Consider the following 22,722-nt stretch of genomic DNA (forward strand, 5'->3'; position numbering starts at 1 on the left):
TCACTCGCCTGCCGGTGGGAAAAACAATGTCACTTTCGTGCCGCCACCCGGCTGTGTCTCGATGCTGAGTTTGCCGCCCATCCGGCGCGCGCGTTCTTCCATATTCGCCAGCCCGCGACCGCGCGCATTGGCCCGCGGATCGAAGCCCCTGCCATCGTCGGCAATCGTGATCGCGCCGCCATCGCTTGTCGCCGACGAGCGGACATGCACGGTGGCCGTCGCTGCGCCGGAATGGCGGATGATATTGGCTGTGGCCTCCTGCATCAGGCGATAAATGCCCAAGATGCGGCGCGTGTCGCTGGCTTCGTAATCGGGCTGGCCTGCCTCGTGCCATTCCAGCGCGATGCCGGCGGCGGACAGCTGCTGGCGTGCGCGCACCTCGAACATGGACAGCGCCTCTTCCAGCGTGGCGCCGGTCCGGTCGAGCGCATCGACCACCAGCCGCAGGTCGTTGAGGCCGCTTTCCACCTCGCTCTCCACCTCGTCCAGGTCGATCCGGCGCGCGCGAAGGCGTGCGAGCAGCGACAGCAATTGCCCGCCAACACCGTCATGCATGTCGCGCACGAAGCGCTGGCGCTCCTCCATCACCGCATTGGCGCGCAGCTGGGCATGCAGCTTCTCGTCCTGTTCGGCGATGATGGCGCTGGCCCGGTCTGCCTCGTCGGCCAGCAGGCCCAGCTCCGTGACCAGCTGGCGCATGCCGGCAAAGGCCAGGATCGGCGCAACCAGTAGCAACAGCGGCGCCACGCCGAGGCTGGCCAGCGTTGCCATGCGAAACCAGTCGAAGGGAATGGCTCCGGGCGCGAGGCAGAAAAGCCCCGTTGCAACGGCGCCAATGACGGCCAGCGCAAGCGCGGCGCGGGCCAGCACATGCAGCCATGGGCCAAGCTTCCCGGCCTGCCGCCAGGCAAGCGCGGCGCCGCCGATGGCCGCGGCCGCCGCAAGCAACAGCGGTGTATCGTCCCAGCCCAGCACGTCCCCGCGCAGAAGCGGGACGATTGCGAGTGGCAGGCACGTAGCCACTCCCACGCCAAGCATCCGATAGCGGCGCATGGGAAGGAGAATCAGCAGCGAAAAACCGCCCGTCGCCGCCGCAGCCAGCAGGATTGTGCGGAGGAGCTGGCCCCATGCCGGAAGCTGCGTCGCAATCGCAGGCGCTGTTCGTGCCGGAGCAGTGAACACGGGCCTACCGGACAGGCGCACCGGTCCCGTTGCCTCTTTCTCGATTATGACATCGACCCAGTTGCTGGCGTTCAGCCCGCCGCGGCGATCCTGCCAGGCGACGAGGTATTGCCGCGCAAACCCGGCCCCGCCGAATGCGTGGTGTGCGCCCGTGCCGCGCGTGGTGCCGTTGTAGAACAGGGTTGGATCGCCATCGACGGCGGGCAGCACGAAGGCGATCCCCTCCAGCGCTTCACGGTCGAAGCCGGCACCGAGGTGGAGCTGCAGATTGCCGCCGAAATATCTATCCTGATAGTCGCTGAGCGGGATCTTCTCATCCACCGCCTCCGCGCGGTTAGGCAGGTAGTATGGGTAGCCGGGGCTGATCACCTCCCCCGCGCGCGGATCGATGCGTTGCAGCCCGAGCCCCTGTTCGCTGGGTGACAGCGCGAAAACCAGCCCAAGGAAGGCCAGCGCCACCGCAATTGCCGAGAGCGTCCGTCCCCAGCGGCTCGCTGTCAGGGTCTGGCTGGAGGCCATGCCGGATCAGTCCAGTCCCGGCGGGTCTATCTGCTCGCGCATCTGCATCGCGGTATCCCACGCCAGAGTATGGGGGATGTCCACCCCCCAATTTGCGGGATGGGCCTTGCGTTCGTGCGCTGCCATCACGCAGTCTGGACGACTTGGGGGGAATGGAATGGCAATCCGGATTGCATGTTTGGGGGCGTCGATGCGCCGGATTGCCATTTTCCTCGCTCTTTCCGTCCTGTTTGCGGCAGGCCTGCCGGGCGGCACCGCGCAGGCGCAGTCGCTTGCCAACAAGCAGCTGTGCGAAGGCAGCGGATCGCAGGCATCCTGCGACACCGCATCCAATCCGCAAATCGGCGATGTGCTGCATTATCGCTTCGAACTTGCGAACGGGCCCGCCGCCAACACGCTGTTGCTGACGGAGGATTATCCCGCCGCGTTCACGCCTGCCAATGCCACTTCGCCGGTCTCGTGCCGCGACACTTCCGGCACACCGCTGACCGTAACCGTTGTCGCTGGCGGACCTCCGCTGCAGTTCAGCGTCGCCATGCCCGCAAACGGCGACGCAATCTGCGTGATGGATGGCAGCTTCACGCAGGCGGGCGGTGTGGCCAAGAATACGGTCACGCTGGACGGGCAGACCTTCAGCCCCAGCGTGAACACGGTCATCTCGCCCGATACCGAACTCGACCTGGACCTTGAAATTACCAAGACCATCGCGCCGCCCACACTGGTGCCGATGAACATTTCGGGCGGGCCGCAGACCGCGCGTTACCGGATCGAGATCACGACAGACAAGCCGGTCTATCTCGGCGAATTCCTTCAGGTGTTCGACCAGCTGGCGCTGTTCCCCAATGGCGTGGGCGTGGACGCCGCGCTCATCCCTACCAGCGTGGAGTGTGAGCTGGAGCAGGGCGGCACCATCGTGGGCGTCGCGGGCTGCGGGCTTGCCAGCAACCTGAATGCGCCGGTGTCTTCACCTGCATGGCAGGATTTCGCCTCTTTCGGCCTGGCTCCCGGTACGCTCGTTCTGCTGGAGCCCGGCGGCAAGCTGGTGATCGAATATGAGGTCACCTATTCCGTGCCGGTCGACGCCAGCTGCGTGCGCCAGGCGGACAGCGAAGGCGTGCGCAACCGGGCCTTCCTTGGGCTGGCGGGCTCAACCCAGGCCCTGCGCGACGATAATGATGACAACAACGACACTGTCGGCAACAGTGCATCCGACCTGCCGCTGATAACCGGCATCGAATATGTGGACCCCGATTGCGGCGGCGGTGGCGGGGGCGGCGGACCTTCTTCGCCGCTGTTGATCGAGAAGACGCTGACCAAGATCAACGGCCAGCCCGTGGGCAGCAACCCTGTCATCCAGTGGGGCGACACGGCGACATTCAAAATCCGCCTGACCAATCCGGGTGCACCGGCCATCAATGTCGAGAGCATGCAGATCCGCGACGAGCTGCAGAACCGACCGGGTACGCCCAATTTCGAGGCGCAGGTCACGGCCATGCGGGTCATCACCTGTAACAATCCGGCAGCATGTGCCCGCTCCCACCCGGGCTATTTCGGCGGCGGTCCGGTGGTCCCTTTCACCTCCTATTACGACCAGCATTTCATGGCCGGTTACATCGCGGGCAATCTGACCAATCCGCATCTCGAATTCGAGGTCGACCTGAAGCTCGACAACCCGACCTGCGATTATTCGCCGTCGATCGGGCCCAAGACGGTGCGCAACTGGGTGCGCGTGAAACACAAGACGCGGCGCGATGACGGCAGTGGCGGCCTGCTGATCACAGACCATGTCAGCGCGTCATATGTCGACGTCGAAATGGCTGCGCCGCCGGCCTGCGCGGTCTCGGTGCGCAAGGAGAGCCTGCCCGGCTCCTCCAGCACCGAAGTGACCGACCCGGCGCATGTCGATTTCAACAAGTGGAAGAAATACCGCATCACCTTCAGCACGCCGCCCAGCGGCGGCCCCGGCCAGCCGGGCGTCTACAAGATCGGAACGCTGGTGGATGCCGTGCGCCTGGTCCAGCCGACTTACGCCGCTGGCCTGAAGGTCGATTACAGCTGGAGCTGCGTGGACCCTAGCGGGACGCGGGTGCGCAATTTCGTCCCCTCTGCCACCGGCAGCGCGACCACCAGCTATGTCGGCGGGCCGCACCAGGGTGTGCGGATCATGGACCATCCGGGATTCGTGGAATTCGATGCGAATGCCCAGCTCGTCTGCGACGTCGCCGTCCTCGTCCACCCGCCTGCGCCGACGGACCCCTATTGCTTCAGCGACGGCACGCCGCAGCTGGAAAACTTCGCGCTGATGGACGGCTCGCTGTATTTCAACGCCAACAACCCTTGGCCGACGTCTCCGCAGGGCAACACGTGGGATGCGGTAAGGGCGGAGCTTCCGCGCTGCATCAATATCGTGATCAACAAGACGGCATCCCCGTCGGTCGTGCCGCCCACGGGCGGGCCGATTACCTATACGATCGACATCATCAACCCCAATCGCCCCGGTACGGACGGCGACATAAACTTCCCGGTCGGGACGTTCCCATCCAATTTCGGCTCCAGCGGGCCGGGCAATTTCACCGGCGTCATCCTGGAGGACGATTTCGTGACCGGCCCGCCCGGCGCGGCAATGCCCCTCGGATCCTTGAGTGTTCCGCCATCCAATCCCTGCCTGCCGCAGGGCCAGGCGCCGTGCGACACCACGCTGGGCTCGCAGGGCGAACGGCTGATCGGTGTGACCACGCTGCCTGCGGGCAGCTCCATCAGCTATACATACCAGCTCAGCGGCCCCTTCGCGCCGGACCAGCTCTGCAACCATGTTGAGGCAGGTTTCTTCATCGACGGGCGCGAGCAGATGAACCGCTGGTATCCGAAGAACCCGTCGACATGGGAAGCCACGACCTGCACGCCCATCCGCTCTACGCTGGAAGTGCGCAAGAGCTTCGTCACGCCGCCATGGGTCACGCTGCCGGGCAACACGCAATTCGTCATCGACGTCGAATGCGATGTGCCCAGCGGCTTCAACGATGTGAACATGAACCTGCTCGTGACGCCGGCCAATTCCGTCTCCGCGATCGGCCGCCTGCCCATCGGCAGCGAATGCAAGATCGAAGAGACGAACCTGCCCGATCCCGACCAGTTCGGCGATTGCAGCTGGGACAGCGTGCAATACCCGCTGGGCGACGAAATCCTGATCGACGGCAGCGTGGAGCCCCATTTCCTGGAAGTGGTGAACACGCTGCAGTGCGCGCCGCAGCAGGGCGGTACGCCCGATCTCGAAATCGCGAAGGAGCTGGTGTCGGATGCGGACTGCATGTTCACGACACGGCTGTGCACCTTCCGTATCACGGTCACCAATTCGGGCGACGGCTGGTTCAGCGGCCCGGTGTCGCTGACGGACACCTTTACCAACCCCAACAACAGCAGCGGCGCGTTTTACGACCTTGGACAGGTCGATCCCTTCACCTGGGACTGGGCCTGCCAGCAAGGCGCGATGAGTACGCCCATCACCTGCACGGAGCCGCAGCTTGACCTCGCTCCGTCCGGGGGCAGCAGCTATTTCGAAATCACGCTCGACATGTTCGAAGAGGGCGTGAACTGCGTGGTGCTGGACGATCCGCTCTACAGCCCGCCGAAGGAGGCGTGCGTGCCGGTCGGCGGCTATGTCGAGCAAGCGGACACCAGCACGCTGGAGATGGAAAAGGCGCTGAAGCCCGGCGCATGTCCCGGCAAGGCCGTGGGTTCGGGCCTGTGCACCTTTATCATCACCATCAGCAACACCGGTTCTGCCGATGTCTCCGGCCTTGTCAGCTTCCAGGACGTTATCACTGGCGGCGCAGCGGGCGCGGGCGGTATCCTGAGCGCGTCGGCGATCCCGGCGGACTGGATATGCACGGCGAGCGGCGCGGTGACCGAATGCAGCAATCCCAACGCCTTCATCGGGGCGAACCAGAGCATCACCATCGAACTGACCTTGGATTTCGGCTTTGCAGCGCCGGTGGGCGAGAACTGCCTCGCCTGGACCGAGGCCGATGCGGCGGCCATGGCGTGGGAAGACTGCGTGCCGCTCTTCAGCCAAGACCAGCCCGCGCTGGAGCTGGTGAAGACGAAAATTACGCCCTCGCCATGCCAGCTCGGCGTGAGCGAATGCATTTTCCGCTTCACCATCACCAACACCGGCACCGGGGCGCATAACGGCCCGCTGACCTTCCAGGACCAGTTCTTTGCGCTGGGCGGCACTGTCCAGCCGGGCATCCTGGCCATCACGGTCAACGGTCAGGCCTCAACCGGCTGGACCTGCACTTACGATGCCACAAGCGGCACCTTCACCTGCACCAATCCGTTGGTGAATATCCCGGCGGGCCAGACCTATATCGTGGATATCCGCTTCGATTACGGTCCCGGATTCTCCGCCCGCTGGAACTGTGCGCGGCTGGTGGGGGCAAACGGCAACGGGCCGGACAGCTGTGTTCCCAGCACGGGTGTAGAGGTGACCAAGCGGGTCATCAGTTGCGACTTTTCCCAGATCAACGGCCCGTGCCTGTTCCGCATCCTGGTCACCAGCACCGGAATGATGAATTACACCGGCCCGATCACGGTCACCGACGATTTCCGCTTCCTGAATTCTACCACGCCGCCCAACCTGATCAGTGCTGGCGGGAATGGCTGGGTGTGCTCGGGAAGTGGCGGGCAGGTGACCTGTACGCATCCCGGCCCGGTCTTCACCAGCGGCAACACCAGCAGCTTCGACGTGGTGCTGGGGTCGAATGCGGCGATCGGCGCGATCGAGAACTGCGCGGAGGTGACGGCTACGCCCAATCTGGTGAGCAACACATCCTGCGTGCAGACCTCCTACGGTCCGCCTCCGCCCGCGCCGACGCTGTCGATAACGAAGGAGCTGGTCGATCCGGAGAACTGCAGCGCAGCGATGCAGAGCTGCCGATTCCGCATCACGGTCACGCATACCGGCGGCGGTGGTTACAACGGCCCGCTCACCGTGGACGATATCTCGCAATTCCTGACTGCAGGGCAAGCGACGTTCATCATCAGCGCAGGGGGCAATGGCTGGACCTGCACACCGGGCAGCAGTGGCGCGACCTCTTGCACGCACCCCGGGCCCGTGTTCGCCAATGGCAACACCAGCAGCTTCGATGTCGTGCTGGAAAGCATCCCGCCCATCGGTGATATGGAAAACTGCGCCAGCATCACGTCGCCCGCCGGCTTGGCAGCAGGGCCGTCCTGCGCGCAGACCGACGGCTCGCAGCCGGTGGTCAACCAGCCGCCGGGCATGCAGCTGAGCATCCTGAAGGAGAACCTCTCCGACCCGGTGGTCTGCAATTATCTCGGCCCAAAGCAGTGCAAGTTCCGCATCACGGTGACGAACACCGGGACCACGCCTTACACCGGGCCGCTGTCGCTGGACGATGTGTATTCCAGCACCCAGAACGGTGCGGTGTTCCCCACCACGGTGGCGGTGCAGGCCAGCAATGGGTGGAGCTGCGGCACGGCCACGGGCTCTGTGGCCGGGCAGGCGTGCAGCATTCCGGTGGTCACGCTCAACCCCGGGGACGTGCACTGGTTCGAGGTGACACTGGGGCTTGCCGGAACGCCGGGCGTCTACACCCAGAACTGCGCAAAGCTGACCAATCCGGCGCAGGCCACACTGCCTGAAAGCTGCGTGGAACTGGGCCAGCAGACCGGCCAGCCCCAGCAGCCGGAGCAGAAGAAGAAGCCGGGCTTCCGCATCCGCATCGGGGTGGGCGGCATCCTTGGCGGCGGCAAGAAAGGCCGGCGCGAGCAGCCACGCGGCGGCGATCGTCCGCAAGGCGAACAGCGCGGCGACCGCTAAAACCAAGCAAGAACAGGGATTGATCGAATATGCGAAAGTCACTCCTCCTGGCCTCGGCGATCGGTGTGGGGGCATGCCTGCTGCCCGGCACCCCGGCGCGCGCGGCCGTCATAACGGACACGAGCCCCACCCTGATCGTCTCCGATCCGGGCTCCTTCTCGCCCGTCTGCGAAGTGTTCAGCGCCAGCCCTGCGATCCTGGCCACCGACCCTGACCTGCTTTCGTCGCTCGACGTAATTTACATGGGTGTGACCGACGCGTCGGGCACGGTCGGCCTGAACAACATCGGCCAGCCAAATCCGCAGCAGATCCGCAGCATTTCCGTGGGTCAATCGCTTGGATACGTGGGTTTCATCGATCGGACCGCGACATACTCGCCCAAATATTTGACCGTCTGGGAAGGGGTCCCCGTCAGCGGCAGCCCCGGCACGTTCCAGCCCGGCGCCGTACTGATCCGGATACTGATCCCGGACAGCCTGATCCCGGCGAGCTGCAAGCCGCCGACCAACCAGGCGCCGACAGCCGATGCGGGCGCGGACGTTGCGAATGTCGTCCCCGGATCGACGGTCACGCTGGATGGCAGTGCTTCCACCGATCCCGACAACGATGCGCTGACCTATAGCTGGGTGCAGGTCTCCGGGCCCGCGGTGACCCTGACCAATGCGAACAGCGCCACGCCCAGCTTCACCGCGCCGGGCGGTGCGGGGGGCACGCCCATCGTCTTCCAGCTTGTTGTGAATGACGGGACGGTGAGTTCCGTGGCCGATACCGTCACCATCAGCATCCAGGACAATATCGCCACGGCATCTGCGCAGATCGGCGGCTTCCTGGCGCAGCGCAATACTGTGCTGCTGAGCCACCAGCCGGACCTGCAACGCCGGATAGACCGGTTGGAGGGGCGTAGCCGCAGCGGCGGGCTGGCAGTCGGCGGGGTGATGCTGCCGGGATCGGACAAGCTGCCCCTGTCGGGCACGATCGGCGCAGGCGCGCTGGCCGTCTCTGCGGGCATGACGGCTGCGGGGGCGACACGGCAGGACGGCGTCAGCGGCAGCTGGGATATCTGGGGGGAACTTTACGCCTCGACCTTCGATTTCTCCGGCGCCGGGGGCAATGCCACGGTGATTTACGGCGGGGTGGACTATGCGGTCTCGCCCGGCCTGCTGGTCGGCGTGATGGGCCAGTATGACGATATCGGCATGGACAAGGCGGTCACCACGGGCGTGCTGGGCGGGGAGGGCTGGATGGCCGGGCCCTACATCACCGCCCGCCTTGCGCCCGACCTGTTCTTGGACGCGCGGGCGGCATGGGGCCAGTCGGCGAACACGATCAGCCCCTTCGGGACTTATACCGACACATTCGACACGGACCGGCTGCTGCTGGCGGGGACCCTGACCGGCAATTACGACCTCGCGACCGGGCTGGTCCTGCGGCCGGAGGCGGCGGTGCACTGGCTGCAGGAAGATGCGAAGTCCTATACCGACAGCCTTGGCAGCACGATCCCGGGTCTGAAGTCCGATCTTGGCCAGCTGAGCTTCGCCCCGCGCCTGATGTACCGCCTGCCGGTGGATGATCGCACGGACGCGCGCCCGTGGGTGGAGGCACGCGGCATCTACGCCTGGGGGGACCAGCCCACAGCTTTCGGCGGCGACGATCTGCGGCTGCGGCTGGAAGGCGGCGTCGACCTGCTGACCGAAGGCGGCATCCGCGCCAGCCTATCCGGCTTCCACGATGGGATCGGCATATCAGGCTACAGCGCCAGCGGCGTGCACCTGCGCTTGGGCGTCACATTCTGACGGCTGCGGATTTGCCGGAGATTTGAGAATTTCCGGCCCGCTGAACCCTGAAAGGGGCAGTGGTGCCCGGGGGCGGAGTCGAACCACCGACACGACGATTTTCAGTCGTCTGCTCTACCACTGAGCTACCCAGGCATCGCTGCGGCGACGGCCCAAAAAGGACCGGCGAGCGGTTTGGAGCGCCGCCTATGGCGAAGCGCGGGAAGCTTGGCAAGTGGATTCGGGGTGAATTTGTGAAGGATTCCGTCGCGGCGTTGCGGCAGGCGCTATTCGCCGTCCTCACCGGGGGCGACAAGGTCCTCCGGACGCGCGGCGGGGCCGGGTACGGCATAGCCATCGCCGAACCATTTCGCGAGGTCGAGATCGCGGCAGCGGCTGGAGCAGAAAGGCGCGAATTCTTCCGTGCGCGGCTTCTTGCAGATCGGGCAGGGCTTGGTCTTGGCGGTCGTCATCGCGGCACAAGCTGGGCATGTCCGGCGTCCAGCGCAAGGGTGGGGGCAGCCTCTATCCGCACTTCGCGGCCCGTGCGTCGGGCAAGCTCCTCCAGCCACTCCGGCTTGAGGCGTGATTTCACTGCCGGATGGCAGGACAGCTGCACGGCGCCCGCACCCTGCAGCCCTTCCGCCTGCCGCAGCAGGAACCGCGCGGCTGCAGAGGGGCGCGAATGGGCAATGCGGGCCATGAGCCCAGCGCGCTGCTTGCGTGCCACGAGCTGCACGAAGCCGAAGCCGTTCATGGCGGTGCGTTCATGCGGCCAGCCTTCCAGCGCCCGGCCCAGCGCCGCATCCACCTCGCGCCGCTGCGCCTTCTGCTCCAGCGTGGGAAAATCCACGCCGATGGAGCCGCCAAGGTCGAAGCGGCGGATTGCGCGGGCAAGCGGAGGGACGGCGGCCATGGCGAGCTGTGCGGGCAGCAGATCGCCGTCCACATCCACCAGCGTCATCGCAGGCGTATCGAAGAATGCGAGCGAGCCGCCGGCAAAGGCGATCTCGCCGGACCACGCCTCGCCCCACAATTCCTCCCACTCACGGCCGGGGAAGCGCTGTACGATGCGCGCCTGCTGACCTTCTGCCAGAAGGCTTTCCAGCAGGCTGGGTGCGAGGCGGGGCGGGGCGTCGGTCGGGCGCGCCTGGGCGAGCTTGTGGCGTCCGCGTTCCGCCATGGCCGGGCGCAGGATTTCCGCGCGCAGCTGCGACCCTTCGCTGGCATCACGAGGCAGGCTGCTGACCAGCGCCTCCTCACCCGATGCAAAGCGCAGCGTCCCGCGCGCCGAGCCGGACTGGCGGGACAGGAGCAGCGCGTCCTCGACCTGCCCGGCGGCAAGCGAGCCGGGCCATTGCAGGCGCGCAGCTAGGATTTCGTCGCCATCGAACAGGGCGGCGCGGTGCTCGCCGATCCCTTCCTCGACCAGCCACTCAGCCAATGAGAAAACCCGCCGATTTCAGCAGTGTGCGCGTCTCGTACAGCGGCAGGCCGACCACGCCCGAATGGCTGCCCTGGATCCAGCTGATCAGGCCCTCGGCCCGGCCTTGGATGGCATATCCGCCCGCCTTGCCGTGCCATTCGCCGCTGGCGACGTAGGCGTCCATTTCCGCATCGGAGAGCCGCTTGAACTTCACCGCTGTCTCGTTGAGGCGGTGGCGAAGCGTGCCATCGGGCGAGAGCAGCGCGATGGCCGAAAGCACCGTGTGGCGGCGGCCGGACAGCAGCGCCAGGCATCGCCGCGCTGTCGCCTCGTCCTCCGCCTTGGGCAGGATACGCCGCCCGGCGGCCACGACCGTGTCGCCAGCCAGCACATGCGCGCCATCTGCGGGGACCGCGCGCGCCTTCTCGCACGCCATGCGCAGCGCATAGTCGCGCGGGCGCTCTGCAGGCGCTGGTGTTTCGTCGATGTCCGCGGGCAGCACGCGATCCGGCGTGATGCCGATGCGCGCCAGCAGGTCCAGCCTGCGCGGGCTGGCCGATGCCAGCAGCAGTTCAGGGGACGGAGCGCCCAAGCGCCCGGCCCTTATGGCTGGGAGGATTGCGGGCCGGGGCCACCGCGGCCCGGCATGAAGCGATAGGTGATGCGCGCCTTGGTCAGGTCGTACGGCGTCAGCTCGCACAGCACCTCGTCACCCGTCAGCACACGGATGCGGTTCTTGCGCATCTTGCCTGCGGTGTGGCCGATCACGACATGACCATTTTCGAGCTCCACACGGAACATGGCGTTGGGCAGCAGTTCCACCACCTTGCCACGCATTTCGAGGAGTTCTTCTTTTGCCATGTAATCGGGTATCCAGTTCTATTGCTTGAAGCTGCGCGGCCTTTAGCGGCGCGGCGGGGAAAAGGGAAGTGGCGGCAACCTTCGGCGGCTGCTGGCTGCGCTTCGTCGATTGCTGCGCGACATTTGGTTACGAATGGCGGCTTGCACAAGGGTAACGGGGGCGCGACACGCGGCGTTGCGGGGGAAGCGTCTGTACCGGAAAGGGTCCTTTTTGTTCCGTCTCGATACCAGCAGCCTTCTCGCCATCGCATTGGCGATGCCAGTTCCCGCTTATGCGCAGGATGCGCAGCCCGATCCCGAAGCCCCGTCCGACCCTGCACAGGACCCCGCCCCCGAGCCTTCCGGGCCAATAGACGGCGATATCCCCTATGGCGGCGAAATCTATGTGATCGCGGACCTGGCGCGCGGCCTGGACGTGCCGGAGGAACCGATCATCTCGCTCGATAGCGAGGATATCGCGGCTTACGGCGTCGGCTCCCTGGGCGAATTGCTGGAGGTGCTGGGCCCGCAGGTGACAAGTTCCCGTGGGCGCGGCGGCGGCGGGCAGCCCGTGTTCCTGGTGAATGGCGTGCGCGTGTCCAGCTTCCGCGAGCTGCGATCCTATCCGCCCGAGGCGATCAAGACGTTCGAAGTGCTGACCGAAGAGGTGGCGCAGCGTTACGGCTTCTCTCCCAACCAGCGGGTCGTGAACATCATCCTGGTGGACGGCTATTCCAGCATCGCGGTCGAAATGGATTACAAACAGCCGTGGGATGGCGGCTTCGTGCGTACCGATCCGGAACTGACGTATCTGCGGATCGACGGTACGAACCGGCTCAACCTTAACCTCGATACCGCATTCCGCAGCCGGCTGACGGAGGCAGAGCGGGACATCGTGCAGGCGCCGGGCAGCGTCGCAGCATTCGCCAGCGATCCGGACCAGGCCGATTTCCGCACGTTGATCGGCGAATTCCGCTCCGCCGAGTTTACCGCCAACTGGTCCACGCAGCTTGGCGAAAGCGGCTCCAGCCTGTCGCTCAATGGCACCTTCGGTCGCACAGACACGCGCAGCCTGCTGGGGCTCGATAGCGTCCTGCTTTCCGATGGCAGCGGCAACACCGCATTGCGAACTTTCAATGTGGATGATCCACTGACGTCGCGCACGGTGGCCGATTCCTACGCTTTCGGTGCGGCACTGAACGTCCCGATCGACGGCTGGCAGGCGACTGCGACGCTTAACGCACAGCGTACCGACACTCGTAGTGAGATCGCGCGGCGCGTCGATACGACCGGGCTGCAGGCGCAGGCACAGGCGGGGACCTTTGGCCTGTCCGATCCCATTCCCGCGTTTGCCGATGCAGGTTTCGACGTTGCCGAGTCCACGACTGATACCGTGACCAGCCTGCTGACCGTGCAGGGTACGCCCGCCTACCTGCCGGCAGGCGAGCTGAGCGTCACTTTCGATGCAGGCCTGTCATTCCAGCGGATCGAGAGCGAGGACACGCGCAATCCGGGCCTGCTGACCGAGCTGGAGCGGACGGACCTGTCTGCCGGGGTTAACATCGGCGTGCCGATCGCCAGCGTGCGGGAAGATCACTGGGACGCGCTTGGCGATATCTCGCTCAGTTTTTCGGCCGGGATCAACGAGCTGTCGGACTTCGGCACGCTGACCGACTGGTCTGCCGGCGTGGTGTGGAAACCGCACGAGCGGCTGACGCTTACGGCCACGCGCTTCGGCGCCGATGCCGCGCCCGGCCTCTCGCAGCTGGGCGCGCCGACGATCGTAACGCCGAATGTCGCGGTCTATGATTTCACCAATGGCACCACCGTGCTGGTGGATGCGACCACCGGCGGCAACGCGCTGCTGCCCGCGCAGACGCAGCGCGACTGGAAGTTCGGCCTGAGCTGGGACATGGATCTGGGAGAGAGCATCGACCGCTCCGTGCTCAGCATGGAGTATGTCGACAACACGTCCTTCGGCACATCCGGCAATTTGCCCCTGCTGACGCCTGACATCGAGGCCGCTTTTCCGGGCAGGGTCACGCGCGATGGCACCGGCGCGCTGACAGCGGTCGACTTTCGCCCCGTCAGTTTTGCGAGGCAGGATACGCGCCGTATCCAGTCCAACCTGATCCTGTCTGGCCCCTTCGGCAAGGCTTACCCGCAGCCGGAAGGCGAGGCTGGCGCAGCGTCCGGCAGGCCGGGCGGGCCTCCGGGTGCCGGGCGCGGCAGGCCGGGCGGCAGTGGTGGCGGCGGCGAAGGCCGCCCTGCCGGAGCTGGCGGACGCGGCGGTGGCGGCGGCTTCACCGCCAATCCGCAGGGGCGCGAAAACTTCATGAAATTCCGCGAGAAACTGTGCGCGGACGACGGCATGGAATATTTGCAGCAGGTGATCGCCGCTGCCGAAGGCGGGCAGATGCCGGAAGGCATGGAAGCGCCGCCGGAACAGGTCGCGGCGATCCTCGACCGCTTCCGCGGGCCGGATGGCACGATAGACATGGACCGGCTGACCCAGTTCCGCGAGCGCGTGTGCAGCATGGACATGGCCGGTGGCCCTCCGGGTGCGGCGGCTGGCGGTCGTGGCGGTCCGGGTGGTGGCGGCGGAGCGCGGCGTGGCGGTCGCGGTGGCGGCATGTTCGGCGGCGGAGACGGGCGCGGCCGTTGGTTCGCCAATCTCTCCCACGGGTGGGAGCTTTCGCGGACCGTAGAGATTGCACCCGGCGTGCCGGAGCTGGACCTGCTGAACGGCGATGCGCTGGGCAGCCCCACACCGCGCCACACCCTGCAACTGCGCGGCGGTATATTCTACCGCGGCTTCGGCATTCGGCTGGATGGCAATTACATAGGATCTTCGCGGATCGACGGTACGGGGCTGCCGGCCAGCAACGACCTGTTCTTCGGCGATTACGCCACCTTCGACGTGCGCCTGTTTGTCGATCTCAGCCAGCAGGAAGGCCTGATGAAATCCGCGCCCTTCCTCGACAAGACGCGCGTCAGCGTGCGGATGGACAACATATTCGATGCGCGCCAGACGGTGACGGACGGGACTGGCGCAGTGCCGATCACGTATCAACCTTTCCGGGTGGACCCGGTGGGCCGCTATGTCGGGATCGAGTTCCGCAAGCTGTTCTGAGCCTACATCCGCTCTTCCTGAGCCTGTCGAAGGACGCTTGCGCAGCGCGTGCCGCTTGGACCCTTCGGAAGCGAAGCTGTCGCGCAGCGACACCAGCTCAGGGTGAGCGGGCTCCGGGGATTACAACGCCTCGCCCGCCGCCACGCCGCTGGCCCAGGCCCACTGGAAGTTATAGCCGCCCAGCCAGCCGGTGACGTCCACAGCCTCGCCGATCGCATAAAGGCCCGGCACGCGCTTGGCCTTCATTGTGCGGCTGGACAGTTCGGCGGTGGAAATGCCGCCTGCCGTCACCTCGGCCTTTGCATAGCCCTCGGTGCCGTTGGGGTGGAAGCGCCAGTTGGCCAGCTTCTCCTCCGCCGCGCGCAGCGCCTTGTCGGGTGCGTTGCCCAGGTCACCATGGACACCCAGCTGCTCGGTCAGGACATCGGCCAGCCGCTGGGGCATGGCCTCGCGCAGCAGGCCGCGCAGCGTGGCGCGGGGGGTCTCGCGCTTGGCCTCCAGCAGCCAGCCTGCGGGCCGGTCGGGCAGGAACGTCACGGAGATGGGCTCGCCCGCCTGCCAGTAGCTGCTGGCCTGCAGGATGGCAGGGCCGGACAGGCCGCGATGGGTGAACAGGCTAGCCTCGCGGAAGCTGCCCTTGCCTGCCGTGGTGACGGTTTCGGTGGCGACGCCGGACAGCTCGCGGAACAGCACTTCGTCCCCGCCCAGCGTCAGGGGGACGAGCGCAGGGCGCGGCTCCACGATCTTGAGTCCGAACTGCCGCGCGATGCGATAGGCAAAATCGCTCGCGCCCATCTTGGGAATGCTCGGGCCGCCGGTGGCGATGACCAGCGCGGGCGCGGTAAAGGCGCTGTCCTGCGTGGTTACGGTGAAAGTGCCATCCTCGCCGCGCGACACGGCGCGCACTTCCTGCTCGCAGCGTACGCTGACATCTCCGCCGGAATCCACCGCGGCATCGCATTCCGCCAGCAGCATCTCCACGATCTGCCGCGCGCTGCCGTTACAGAACAGCTGGCCCAGCGTCTTTTCGTGCCAGGCGATGCCGTGCTTCTCGACCAGGTCCAGGAAATCGCGTGCAGTGTAGCGGGCCAGCGCGCTCTTGGCGAAATGCGGATTGGCGGAGAGGTAATTCTCCGGCCCCGCGCCGATATTGGTGAAGTTGCATCGTCCGCCGCCGGAAATCAGGATCTTCTTGCCGGGCTTCTCCGCCTTTTCCAGCAGAAGCACGCGCCGACCGCGCTGGCCGGCAATGGCGGCGCACATCAGGCCGGCGGCCCCGCCACCCAGGATGATCGCATCGAAATCGGACATCAGCGCCCCCTAGCCATAAGCGGCGCGGAATCCTATCTCGCAAGGCATGTCGCGTTCTCCTGCAGGTTCTCCCCCGACGCCGACCGGTTCGGACCGCTTCAACGAGGATCGCGCGACCTATACGGTGAAGGGCGGCGGCCCCAAGGGCGCTCAGCCGGACCTGGAGGCGGGCGTGGCTGCCATTCGTGGCACGGTGAAGACGCTGAAGCCCCGCCCCGGCGTCTATCGCATGCTCGATGCGCGGGGCGATGTGCTTTATGTAGGCAAGGCCCGCAGCCTGAAGGCGCGCGTCGCCAATTACACGCAGATCAACAATCTCACCAATCGCCTGCAGCGCATGGTCAGCCAGACGCGCAGCATGGAAATCGTGGTGACGGGCAGCGAGGCGGAGGCGCTGCTGCTGGAAGCGCAGCTGATCAAGCGCTTCCGCCCGCCCTACAATGTGCTGCTGCGCGACGACAAAAGCTTCCCCTTCATCCTGCTGCGCGCCGGGCACAATTTCCCGCGCATCCAGAAGCATCGCGGGGCGCGCAAGGCGAAGGGCGACTATTACGGCCCCTTCGCCAGCGCGGGCAGCGTGAACACCACCATCAACGCGCTTCAGAAGCTGTTCCTGCTGCGCAGCTGCACCGATAGCTTCTTCAGCCGCCGCGACCGGCCCTGCCTGCTTTACCAGATCAAGCGCTGCTCTGCCCCATGCGTGGGCCGCATCGACGAGGCGGGTTACGAGGAACTGGTCCAGCAGGCGAAGGACTTCCTGGGCGGCAAGTCCGGCGCGGTGCAAAAGACCATCGAAACGCAGATGGCCAAGGCGGCGGAGGACCTCGATTTCGAGACCGCCGCCATCCTGCGCGACCGGCTGCGCGCGGCCACCTTCATCCAGGGCACGCAGGCCATCAATGCGGGCAGCATGGGCGATGCCGATGTCTTCGCCCTGGCAGCCAAAGGCGGGCAGCTGGGCATTCAGGGCTTCTTCGTGCGCGGCGGGCAGAACTGGGGCCACCGCACCTTCTGGCCCAGCCACATCAAGGACGTGAGCGAGGAGGAGGTGCTGAGCCGCGTTCTGGCGCAGTTCTACGAGGAAGTGCCGCCCCCACGCACCATCCTGGTGGACCGCGACCTGCCGGATCGCGAGCTGCTGGAGCAGGCCTTCTGCGAGCTGGCGGACCGGAAGGTTGAAATCAGCGTGCCCCAGCGCGGCGACCGTCGGCGCCTGATGAAGCAGGCGCAGCGCAATGCGGTGGAGGCGCTGGAGCGGCGGCTGGCCGAAAGCGGCACGCAGGCGAAGATCATGCGCGAGATGGCCGAATTCCTGGAGCTGCCGGAAATCCCCCAGCGCATCGAGATTTACGACAACAGCCATATCCAGGGCGCCAAGGCCGTGGGCGCAATGGTGGTCGCGGGGCCGGAAGGCTACCTCAAGAACCAGTATCGCAAGTTCAATATCAAGACCGCGCAGTCGAATGACGATTTCGCCATGATGCGCGAAGTGATGCAGCGCCGCTTCCGCAATTTGTCGGAAAACCCGGATGGCGAGACGGGGCGCAAGGACAGCCACGAGACCGTCTGGCCGGACCTCGTCCTGATCGACGGCGGCAAGGGGCAGATGTCCTCCGTGCGCGACACGCTGGAGGAGATGGGCATCGAGGACGTGCCGCTGATCGCCATCGCAAAGGGCCCGCATCACGGGCGCGAGGGGCGCGAGGTGTTCCACTTCCCCGACGGGCGCGAGAAAACGCTGCCGACGAACTCGCCCGTGCTGTTCTACCTCCAGCGCCTGCGCGACGAGGTGCACCGCTACGTCATCGGCGCCCACCGCGCCAAGCGCAGCCGCGCCATCACCGCCTCACCGCTGGACGAAATCCCCGGCATCGGCCCGGCCCGCAAACGCGCCCTGCTGCTGCACTTCGGCACGGCCAGCAAGGTCCGCGCAGCCGGCCTGGAAGACCTGCAACGCGCACCCGGCGTCAGCGCCGCAGTTGCGCAGACGGTGTACGATTTTTACCACGCTGGCGGGTGACTAGGCTTTGTCCGACCACCCGGCCTTTACATGACTGCCATCGCAGAACGGCTTGTTCCCGCTCTTGCCGCAGCGGCATAGGGCCATGCGGCTGCGCTTTTCGTATTCCTCGCCATCGGCGGAGACGACGCGGATCCCGCCTTCGACATAGAGCGGTCCGGAGACGCCTTCGGCCGGGTCCTGCGTGGTGCTGAGGCGCATGTCCCGCGGGGGCAGGACGGGTTCGCCGGTCTGCGTGTCGATGGCGACGAGGCGGCCGGAAACGCAGTCGCTGATCTGGTCGAGGAAGATGGCGGCGACTTCAGGATCGTCTGTCTTCTCGACCTCGTCCCACACCGTTTGGTGCGTGTCGCAGAAGCGGGCGAGGGCGCAGAGGTCCTCCTGGTCCATCAGCTTGAAGCGCGGGCCGTCCAGCACCTTGGCCTGCTCGGCAAAGGGGCGGCGATCCGCCACTTCGGTGCCGTCGAAGCCATCGGTGTGGGAGCCGTCGCAGAAGGGTTTGCTGCCGCTCTTGCCGCAGCGGCACAGCTGCATGGTCTCTTTCGCCTCGAACTCGCCAGTCTGAGCCCATTCGATGGATTCGCCCGCTTCGTTGACGGCGATGCTCTGCTCGATGAAGGGCACGCGGCCCTTCACCTGATAGGGGCCGTCCTTGATGATCTTGATCGTGGGTTGGTCTGCCATGGTGAAGTAACCGAGGAAGTGCTTGGCCGGTTCCGGCATGTTGATGAGCCTTGGCCCCTCCGGTTTGGATCGGCATGGAGTTGACGGCGTGCGGAATTTGGTGATTGTGCCGTGGGGATGGGGAGAGAAAGTCGATGAAATTGCTGAAATTTTCGCCGATCGCTTTGCTGCTGGCAGCCATCTGCGCGCCCCAGGCAGTTGCACAGGATGATGAGCGAGATCCTCGAAAGCTGCTCTACGTCCCGTATGAGGAACTGCAGGCAGACAAGCGCCCGCCGGTCGAATGCGTCAACGAAGAGGGCGCGGCCGCGCAGGAAGCCCGGCCGTGCAACCAGCGGATCTGGACCATGCGGCTGATCGAGAACTACCCGGTCGATGCGCTGCGCAATTCATTGACGGGTACCGTCGAATTCGCTGTCGCGATCGGCCCGGACGGGCGCCCCTTCCGGTGCGATGTGACGCAGAGCAGCGGACATGCCATCCTTGATGAAAGCGCCTGTGCCAGCGTGATGCGGCATGCGATGTTCTACCCTGCACTGGACGAAAAGGGTGAACCCACCGAAGGGCGGTGGGCGAGTACGCTGGTTTACTCGCTTGGGAATGCAGAACCCAGCCCGGAGCCGAAAGGCCTATCGCGAGATCCCAGGCCTCGCGATGTGAAAAGCTGGTTCAAGCCGGTATATTCGACATATCCCAAGCGCGCCGCAAGGCATCGCTTGTTCGGCCGCGTCGGGATGGAACTGACGATAGATGCGCGTGGCAAGGTGTCCGACTGCGTGGTTACGCAAAGCAGCGGGCACGAAATTCTCGACGAGGCGGCGTGCGAGGGGTTCAGGAAATTCTCCCGCTTCGATCCGGCGCTGGACGCGCAAGGCGAACCGACGACCGGCAAGTTCGATGCAGAAGTCAACTATTCCAAGCCGTAGGGCCGTCGGTGGCAACGCCGCCTAACCGCGCTTGCGTTCGCGGAACATGCCTTCCTGGGCGGTGCTGGCGACGAGGCGGCCTTCGCGGGTGAAAAGCTGGCCGTGGTTCAGGCAGCGGGCGTTGCCGCTGATCGGGCTGGTCATCGCGTAAAGCAGCCAGTCGTCGACCTTGGGCGCCGGGTCGTGGAACCAGATCTGGTGATCGAGGCTGGCGGCGACCATCCCGCCCTGCAGGAATGAGAAATCGTGCGGCATCGTGCCCGTGCTCATCAGGCGGTAATCGGTGTAATAGGCCAGCACGGCGCGGTGGATGGCCGGATCGTCGGGCAATGCGGCGCGGGTGCGGGCCCAGACGTTCTGTTTCGGCTCGCTGGCCTGCGTGCTGATGAAGGCGGACAGGTTTTCGGAGCGTTGTTCGATCGGGCGCGGGTTCAGGAAGGCGGCGGGTATTTTGTCTGCGAGCTGTTCGCGCATCCGTTCGATCAGGACGTGCTCTGCCATCAGATCTTCCGGCGGCGGCACGTCCGGCATGTCCGCGGCCTGGTGGCTGGGCGCCTCCTCGTGCCGCTGGAAGCTGATATTGGCCGTCAGGATCGTGCCGCCCGGCTGCGTGGCGGTCACCCGGCGATGGCTGAAGCTGCGCCCTTCCAGCAGGCGTTCCACGCGGTAATCGACCGGATGGTCCTCGTCCCCGCCGCGCAGGAAGCTGGCGTGCAGGCTGTGCGGCGCGCGGCCATCGGGCACGGTATGCTCGGCCGCGACCAGCGCCTGCGCCACCACCTGGCCGCCGAAGATACGGCCCACGCCATCGGGCTTCTGCGGGCCGAGAAAGCTGTCTTCGCCTATACGCTCCAGCGTCAGCAGGCGTAGCAGGTCGGCGACCAGTTGCTCTCCGGTCGGGGCAGATTCGGCGGTGGGGGTATCCTTGCTCATCTTCCCATTAGGGAAGGCAATTGCCGCTTATGTCAAGCCAGCGCGTCGCAGCAGGCGTGTCGCATAGGCCTTTGCGCGGTTCTGGGCCGGCCAGCGGCCCGGCGCGCGCGGCGAAAGTCCCATGGCCCGCAGGCGCTGGTTGAAGCTGCGCGCATCCGCCTCGGCATAGCTCCATTCGCTGCGCCAGGTGATGGACAGCGATATGGACGGCGCGGGGCCATTCTTCACGAAATGCGGCGCCATCACCGGCACGAACACCGCCTGCCCGGGCGCGAGGGCAATGGGCGTGCCGCCAGCCATCAGCTCGTCCCGCCAGCTGAGCTCGCGCGGGCCGCCGGTGTGATAGCCTTCGTGCGTTTCGTCGGGCGCATAGGTGGCATCGCCGGCGGGGAAGACGGTCATCACCTTGCTGCCGCGCACCTGCAGCAGGATGTTGTGCTCCGGATCGAAGTGATAGGGCGTGACCGCGTCGGGGCTGGAGACGAAGATGAAGCCCTGCGTCTTCAGCATCTCGCCGGTCTTCGCGGTGATCTCGCTCTCGATCTCGCCCAGCAGGCTTTCCAGCAGCGCGGCATAGGCGGGCTGCTGTTCGATATTCTTGAGCACCGCCCAGCTGTTGCTGGTGTCCACGCGGCGGATGGTCTCGCCGATGGAAAGGCCGGTGGCAATCGGCTTGCCATCAACGCCGATGGGCAGGTCGCCGCGATTATACTCCACGCTCGCCCCTGGCAGCGCTTCGCCCAGCTGGGCCAGCGCCTCGATCGACAGCAGCGGGTGGTCCCGCAGCGCGTGGTCAAGCCGATGCGGCACCTCCGGATAGCTTGCGGCGAAACGCGCGCGCGTTTCGGGCGGGAAGACCTGCAGCGCGCTTGCGTGCAGCGTGTCGGGATGGGTGGCTTCGGTCATGATCCGTAATCCGCTGGCTGGCCCGTTTCCACGCGGGCGAAAAGCTGGAACAGGCTGCGCCGTACGGCGCCGCCGATGGCGATGTTGATGCGGCCGATGCGGCGCCGCTCGCGCCAGAAATGGTCGATCATCGGGTGATCGGCGCTGGCACAGCTGTCGCACCAGTCGACATCGCCGCGCGTCAGCAGGGAGAGGTTTTCGCGTTGCAGCACCACGCCGGGCGACAGGCGTGAGAGGCTTTCGTCGAAGGCCGTCTTGAAGCCGAAGGCGCCGCGCGCGGTGATGAAGGTGGCCAGCATGGCGACAGGCTTGCCGTCCAGCACCAGGCTGAGCCGCTGGAGCTTGCGCAGCCGGGCTGCACCTTCCAGCGCTGCGCAAAACATCCTCTCCGTTTCCGGCGCGCAGGCGAGGGCGGAGCCAGCCTTCCCCTTCCAGCCGGCCATTTCCAGGGAGAGGAATTGCTGTGCCCAGCGATCCACGCCCTCTGCGTCGTCGCGGCTTTCCACCACCAGCTCGCCAAGGTCCTGCAGGCGGCGCATCTTGCGATTGAGTTCCTTCACACGCTTTTTCTTCAGCGCGCTTTCGAGATATTCGTCCGGCGTCAGGTCGGATTGCAGCAGGGCGCGCTCCTCCTCCTCGGCCAGGGAGGCTGGCCGTGCCTGCACGGCCAGCGCAGTGCGCAGCGCGTCCGCCAGCACACCGTCCAGCGGCAGGCCGGCGAGGTGCAGGAAAGCGGCAGAACCGCAATGCATATCGGCCCAGTCGAACAGGTGCTGCCAGAACTCACGCTCCAGCCCGGTGGCGACCAGCGGCGCGCCGAGGAACATGTTGGCATGGGCCCAGCCGGTGAGGTGCGGCACGGGACGGGTGTAATAATCGAGCGCGCTGACCAGCGGCATCAGCCCGGCGAGCTCGCCATCCACCTCGAACACCAGTATCTGCGCCTTGCCGCGGGGATCGAAGCCGCGCAGCGAGGGAAGGAGGTACCAGCTTTCGAAGAAAGGGTTCGGCTCGCTGGCGTGGTCGGCCAGCGCATCCCAGCGGGCGATATCGGTGGAATTGTCGAAGGCGTACCAGGACACGGCGCGCAGCCGCATCTGCGGCAGGCCAGATGCGCCATCCGCAGCCGCATTCGCAGCCCCATCCGCAGCCGCCTCCGGAGCTGCCGAAGCATGCCCGCCTTGCGGTGTTTTGCGTTCGCCCTGAAATGCCCTGCTCGCCAAGCGTG

At 66.0% G+C, this 22,722-nt stretch carries 15 protein-coding genes and 1 tRNA gene; 5 read left to right on the forward strand and 11 right to left on the reverse strand.

The genetic code is table 11. From position 1 onward, the window contains the following. Entirely contained in the window at positions 1 to 1,701 is a 1,701-nt protein-coding gene (locus A6F65_RS05515) for a sensor histidine kinase (RefSeq protein WP_067786657.1), read from the reverse strand. 190 nt (positions 1,702 to 1,891) lie between these two features. Here A6F65_RS05515 and A6F65_RS05520 point away from each other — a divergent pair, with 190 nt between their 5' ends. Both A6F65_RS05520 and A6F65_RS05525 read left to right on the forward strand, forming a co-directional pair. Continuing rightward, entirely contained in the window at positions 1,892 to 7,543 is a 5,652-nt protein-coding gene (locus A6F65_RS05520) for a DUF5979 domain-containing protein (protein ID WP_067786659.1), read from the forward strand. A gap of 29 nt (positions 7,544 to 7,572) precedes the next feature. Then, complete coding sequence (locus A6F65_RS05525) at positions 7,573 to 9,336, forward strand: autotransporter outer membrane beta-barrel domain-containing protein (protein ID WP_083989262.1); 1,764 nt, start codon at positions 7,573 to 7,575, stop codon at positions 9,334 to 9,336. A gap of 60 nt (positions 9,337 to 9,396) precedes the next feature. Here the strand turns inward: A6F65_RS05525 and A6F65_RS05530 are convergent. The 5 genes from A6F65_RS05530 to infA all read right to left on the reverse strand — a co-directional run bounded on the left by A6F65_RS05530 (position 9,397) and on the right by infA (position 11,602). Next, a tRNA-Phe gene (locus A6F65_RS05530) sits at positions 9,397 to 9,471 on the reverse strand. A gap of 131 nt (positions 9,472 to 9,602) precedes the next feature. Continuing rightward, positions 9,603 to 9,788 carry a DNA gyrase inhibitor YacG gene (yacG, locus tag A6F65_RS05535; protein ID WP_067786664.1) on the reverse strand — a complete coding sequence of 62 codons (186 nt, stop codon included), beginning with the start codon at positions 9,786 to 9,788 and terminating at the stop codon, positions 9,603 to 9,605. Further along, complete coding sequence (locus A6F65_RS05540) at positions 9,785 to 10,759, reverse strand: Rne/Rng family ribonuclease (RefSeq protein ID WP_067786666.1); 975 nt, start codon at positions 10,757 to 10,759, stop codon at positions 9,785 to 9,787. Before A6F65_RS05540 ends, yacG begins: the two co-directional genes overlap by 4 nt. Continuing rightward, positions 10,752 to 11,333, reverse strand: coding sequence for a Maf family protein (locus tag A6F65_RS05545; protein ID WP_067786668.1), 582 nt, complete (start codon positions 11,331 to 11,333; stop codon positions 10,752 to 10,754). Before A6F65_RS05545 ends, A6F65_RS05540 begins: the two co-directional genes overlap by 8 nt. Before the next feature lie 11 nt (positions 11,334 to 11,344). Next, positions 11,345 to 11,602 (reverse strand): translation initiation factor IF-1, encoded by a 258-nt coding sequence (infA, locus tag A6F65_RS05550; protein WP_067786670.1) that lies wholly within the window; start codon positions 11,600 to 11,602, stop codon positions 11,345 to 11,347. A gap of 211 nt (positions 11,603 to 11,813) precedes the next feature. On the opposite strand from infA, the gene A6F65_RS05555 reads away from it, so the two are divergent. Beyond that, complete coding sequence (locus A6F65_RS05555) at positions 11,814 to 14,714, forward strand: porin family protein (RefSeq protein ID WP_157093069.1); 2,901 nt, start codon at positions 11,814 to 11,816, stop codon at positions 14,712 to 14,714. Positions 14,715 to 14,834: 120 nt separating this feature from the next. Here the strand turns inward: A6F65_RS05555 and A6F65_RS05560 are convergent, their stop codons facing one another. Then, positions 14,835 to 16,025 carry a BaiN/RdsA family NAD(P)/FAD-dependent oxidoreductase gene (locus tag A6F65_RS05560; protein ID WP_067786673.1) on the reverse strand — a complete coding sequence of 397 codons (1,191 nt, stop codon included), beginning with the start codon at positions 16,023 to 16,025 and terminating at the stop codon, positions 14,835 to 14,837. 46 nt (positions 16,026 to 16,071) lie between these two features. Between A6F65_RS05560 and uvrC the strand changes: the two genes are divergently transcribed. Further along, positions 16,072 to 18,045, forward strand: a complete 1,974-nt coding sequence (gene uvrC, locus A6F65_RS05565) for an excinuclease ABC subunit UvrC (RefSeq protein ID WP_067786675.1) — start codon at positions 16,072 to 16,074, stop codon at positions 18,043 to 18,045. Here uvrC and A6F65_RS05570 read toward each other — a convergent pair whose 3' ends face one another. Continuing rightward, positions 18,046 to 18,768 (reverse strand): CDGSH iron-sulfur domain-containing protein, encoded by a 723-nt coding sequence (locus A6F65_RS05570; protein ID WP_205631903.1) that lies wholly within the window; start codon positions 18,766 to 18,768, stop codon positions 18,046 to 18,048. Between the two features lie 95 nt (positions 18,769 to 18,863). Between A6F65_RS05570 and A6F65_RS05575 the strand changes: the two genes are divergently transcribed. Continuing rightward, entirely contained in the window at positions 18,864 to 19,655 is a 792-nt protein-coding gene (locus tag A6F65_RS05575; RefSeq protein ID WP_067786677.1) for an energy transducer TonB, read from the forward strand. A 21-nt stretch (positions 19,656 to 19,676) separates the two neighbouring features. Here A6F65_RS05575 and A6F65_RS05580 read toward each other — a convergent pair whose 3' ends face one another. The 3 genes from A6F65_RS05580 to A6F65_RS05590 are packed head-to-tail and all read right to left on the reverse strand — an operon-like array spanning position 19,677 to position 22,591. Continuing rightward, positions 19,677 to 20,588: an acyl-CoA thioesterase gene (locus tag A6F65_RS05580; protein WP_067786679.1), complete on the reverse strand. Its 912-nt coding sequence runs from the start codon at positions 20,586 to 20,588 to the stop codon at positions 19,677 to 19,679. A gap of 27 nt (positions 20,589 to 20,615) precedes the next feature. Next, positions 20,616 to 21,494, reverse strand: coding sequence for a cupin-like domain-containing protein (locus A6F65_RS05585; RefSeq protein WP_205631904.1), 879 nt, complete (start codon positions 21,492 to 21,494; stop codon positions 20,616 to 20,618). Beyond that, positions 21,491 to 22,591 (reverse strand): GNAT family N-acetyltransferase, encoded by a 1,101-nt coding sequence (locus A6F65_RS05590; RefSeq protein ID WP_067786681.1) that lies wholly within the window; start codon positions 22,589 to 22,591, stop codon positions 21,491 to 21,493. The genes A6F65_RS05585 and A6F65_RS05590 overlap by 4 nt, the downstream gene beginning before the upstream one ends. Positions 22,592 to 22,722: the final 131 nt, after the last annotated feature.

The organism is Paraurantiacibacter namhicola (assembly GCF_001687545.1).
In the GTDB taxonomy this organism is placed as follows: Bacteria; Pseudomonadota; Alphaproteobacteria; order Sphingomonadales; family Sphingomonadaceae; genus Paraurantiacibacter; species Paraurantiacibacter namhicola.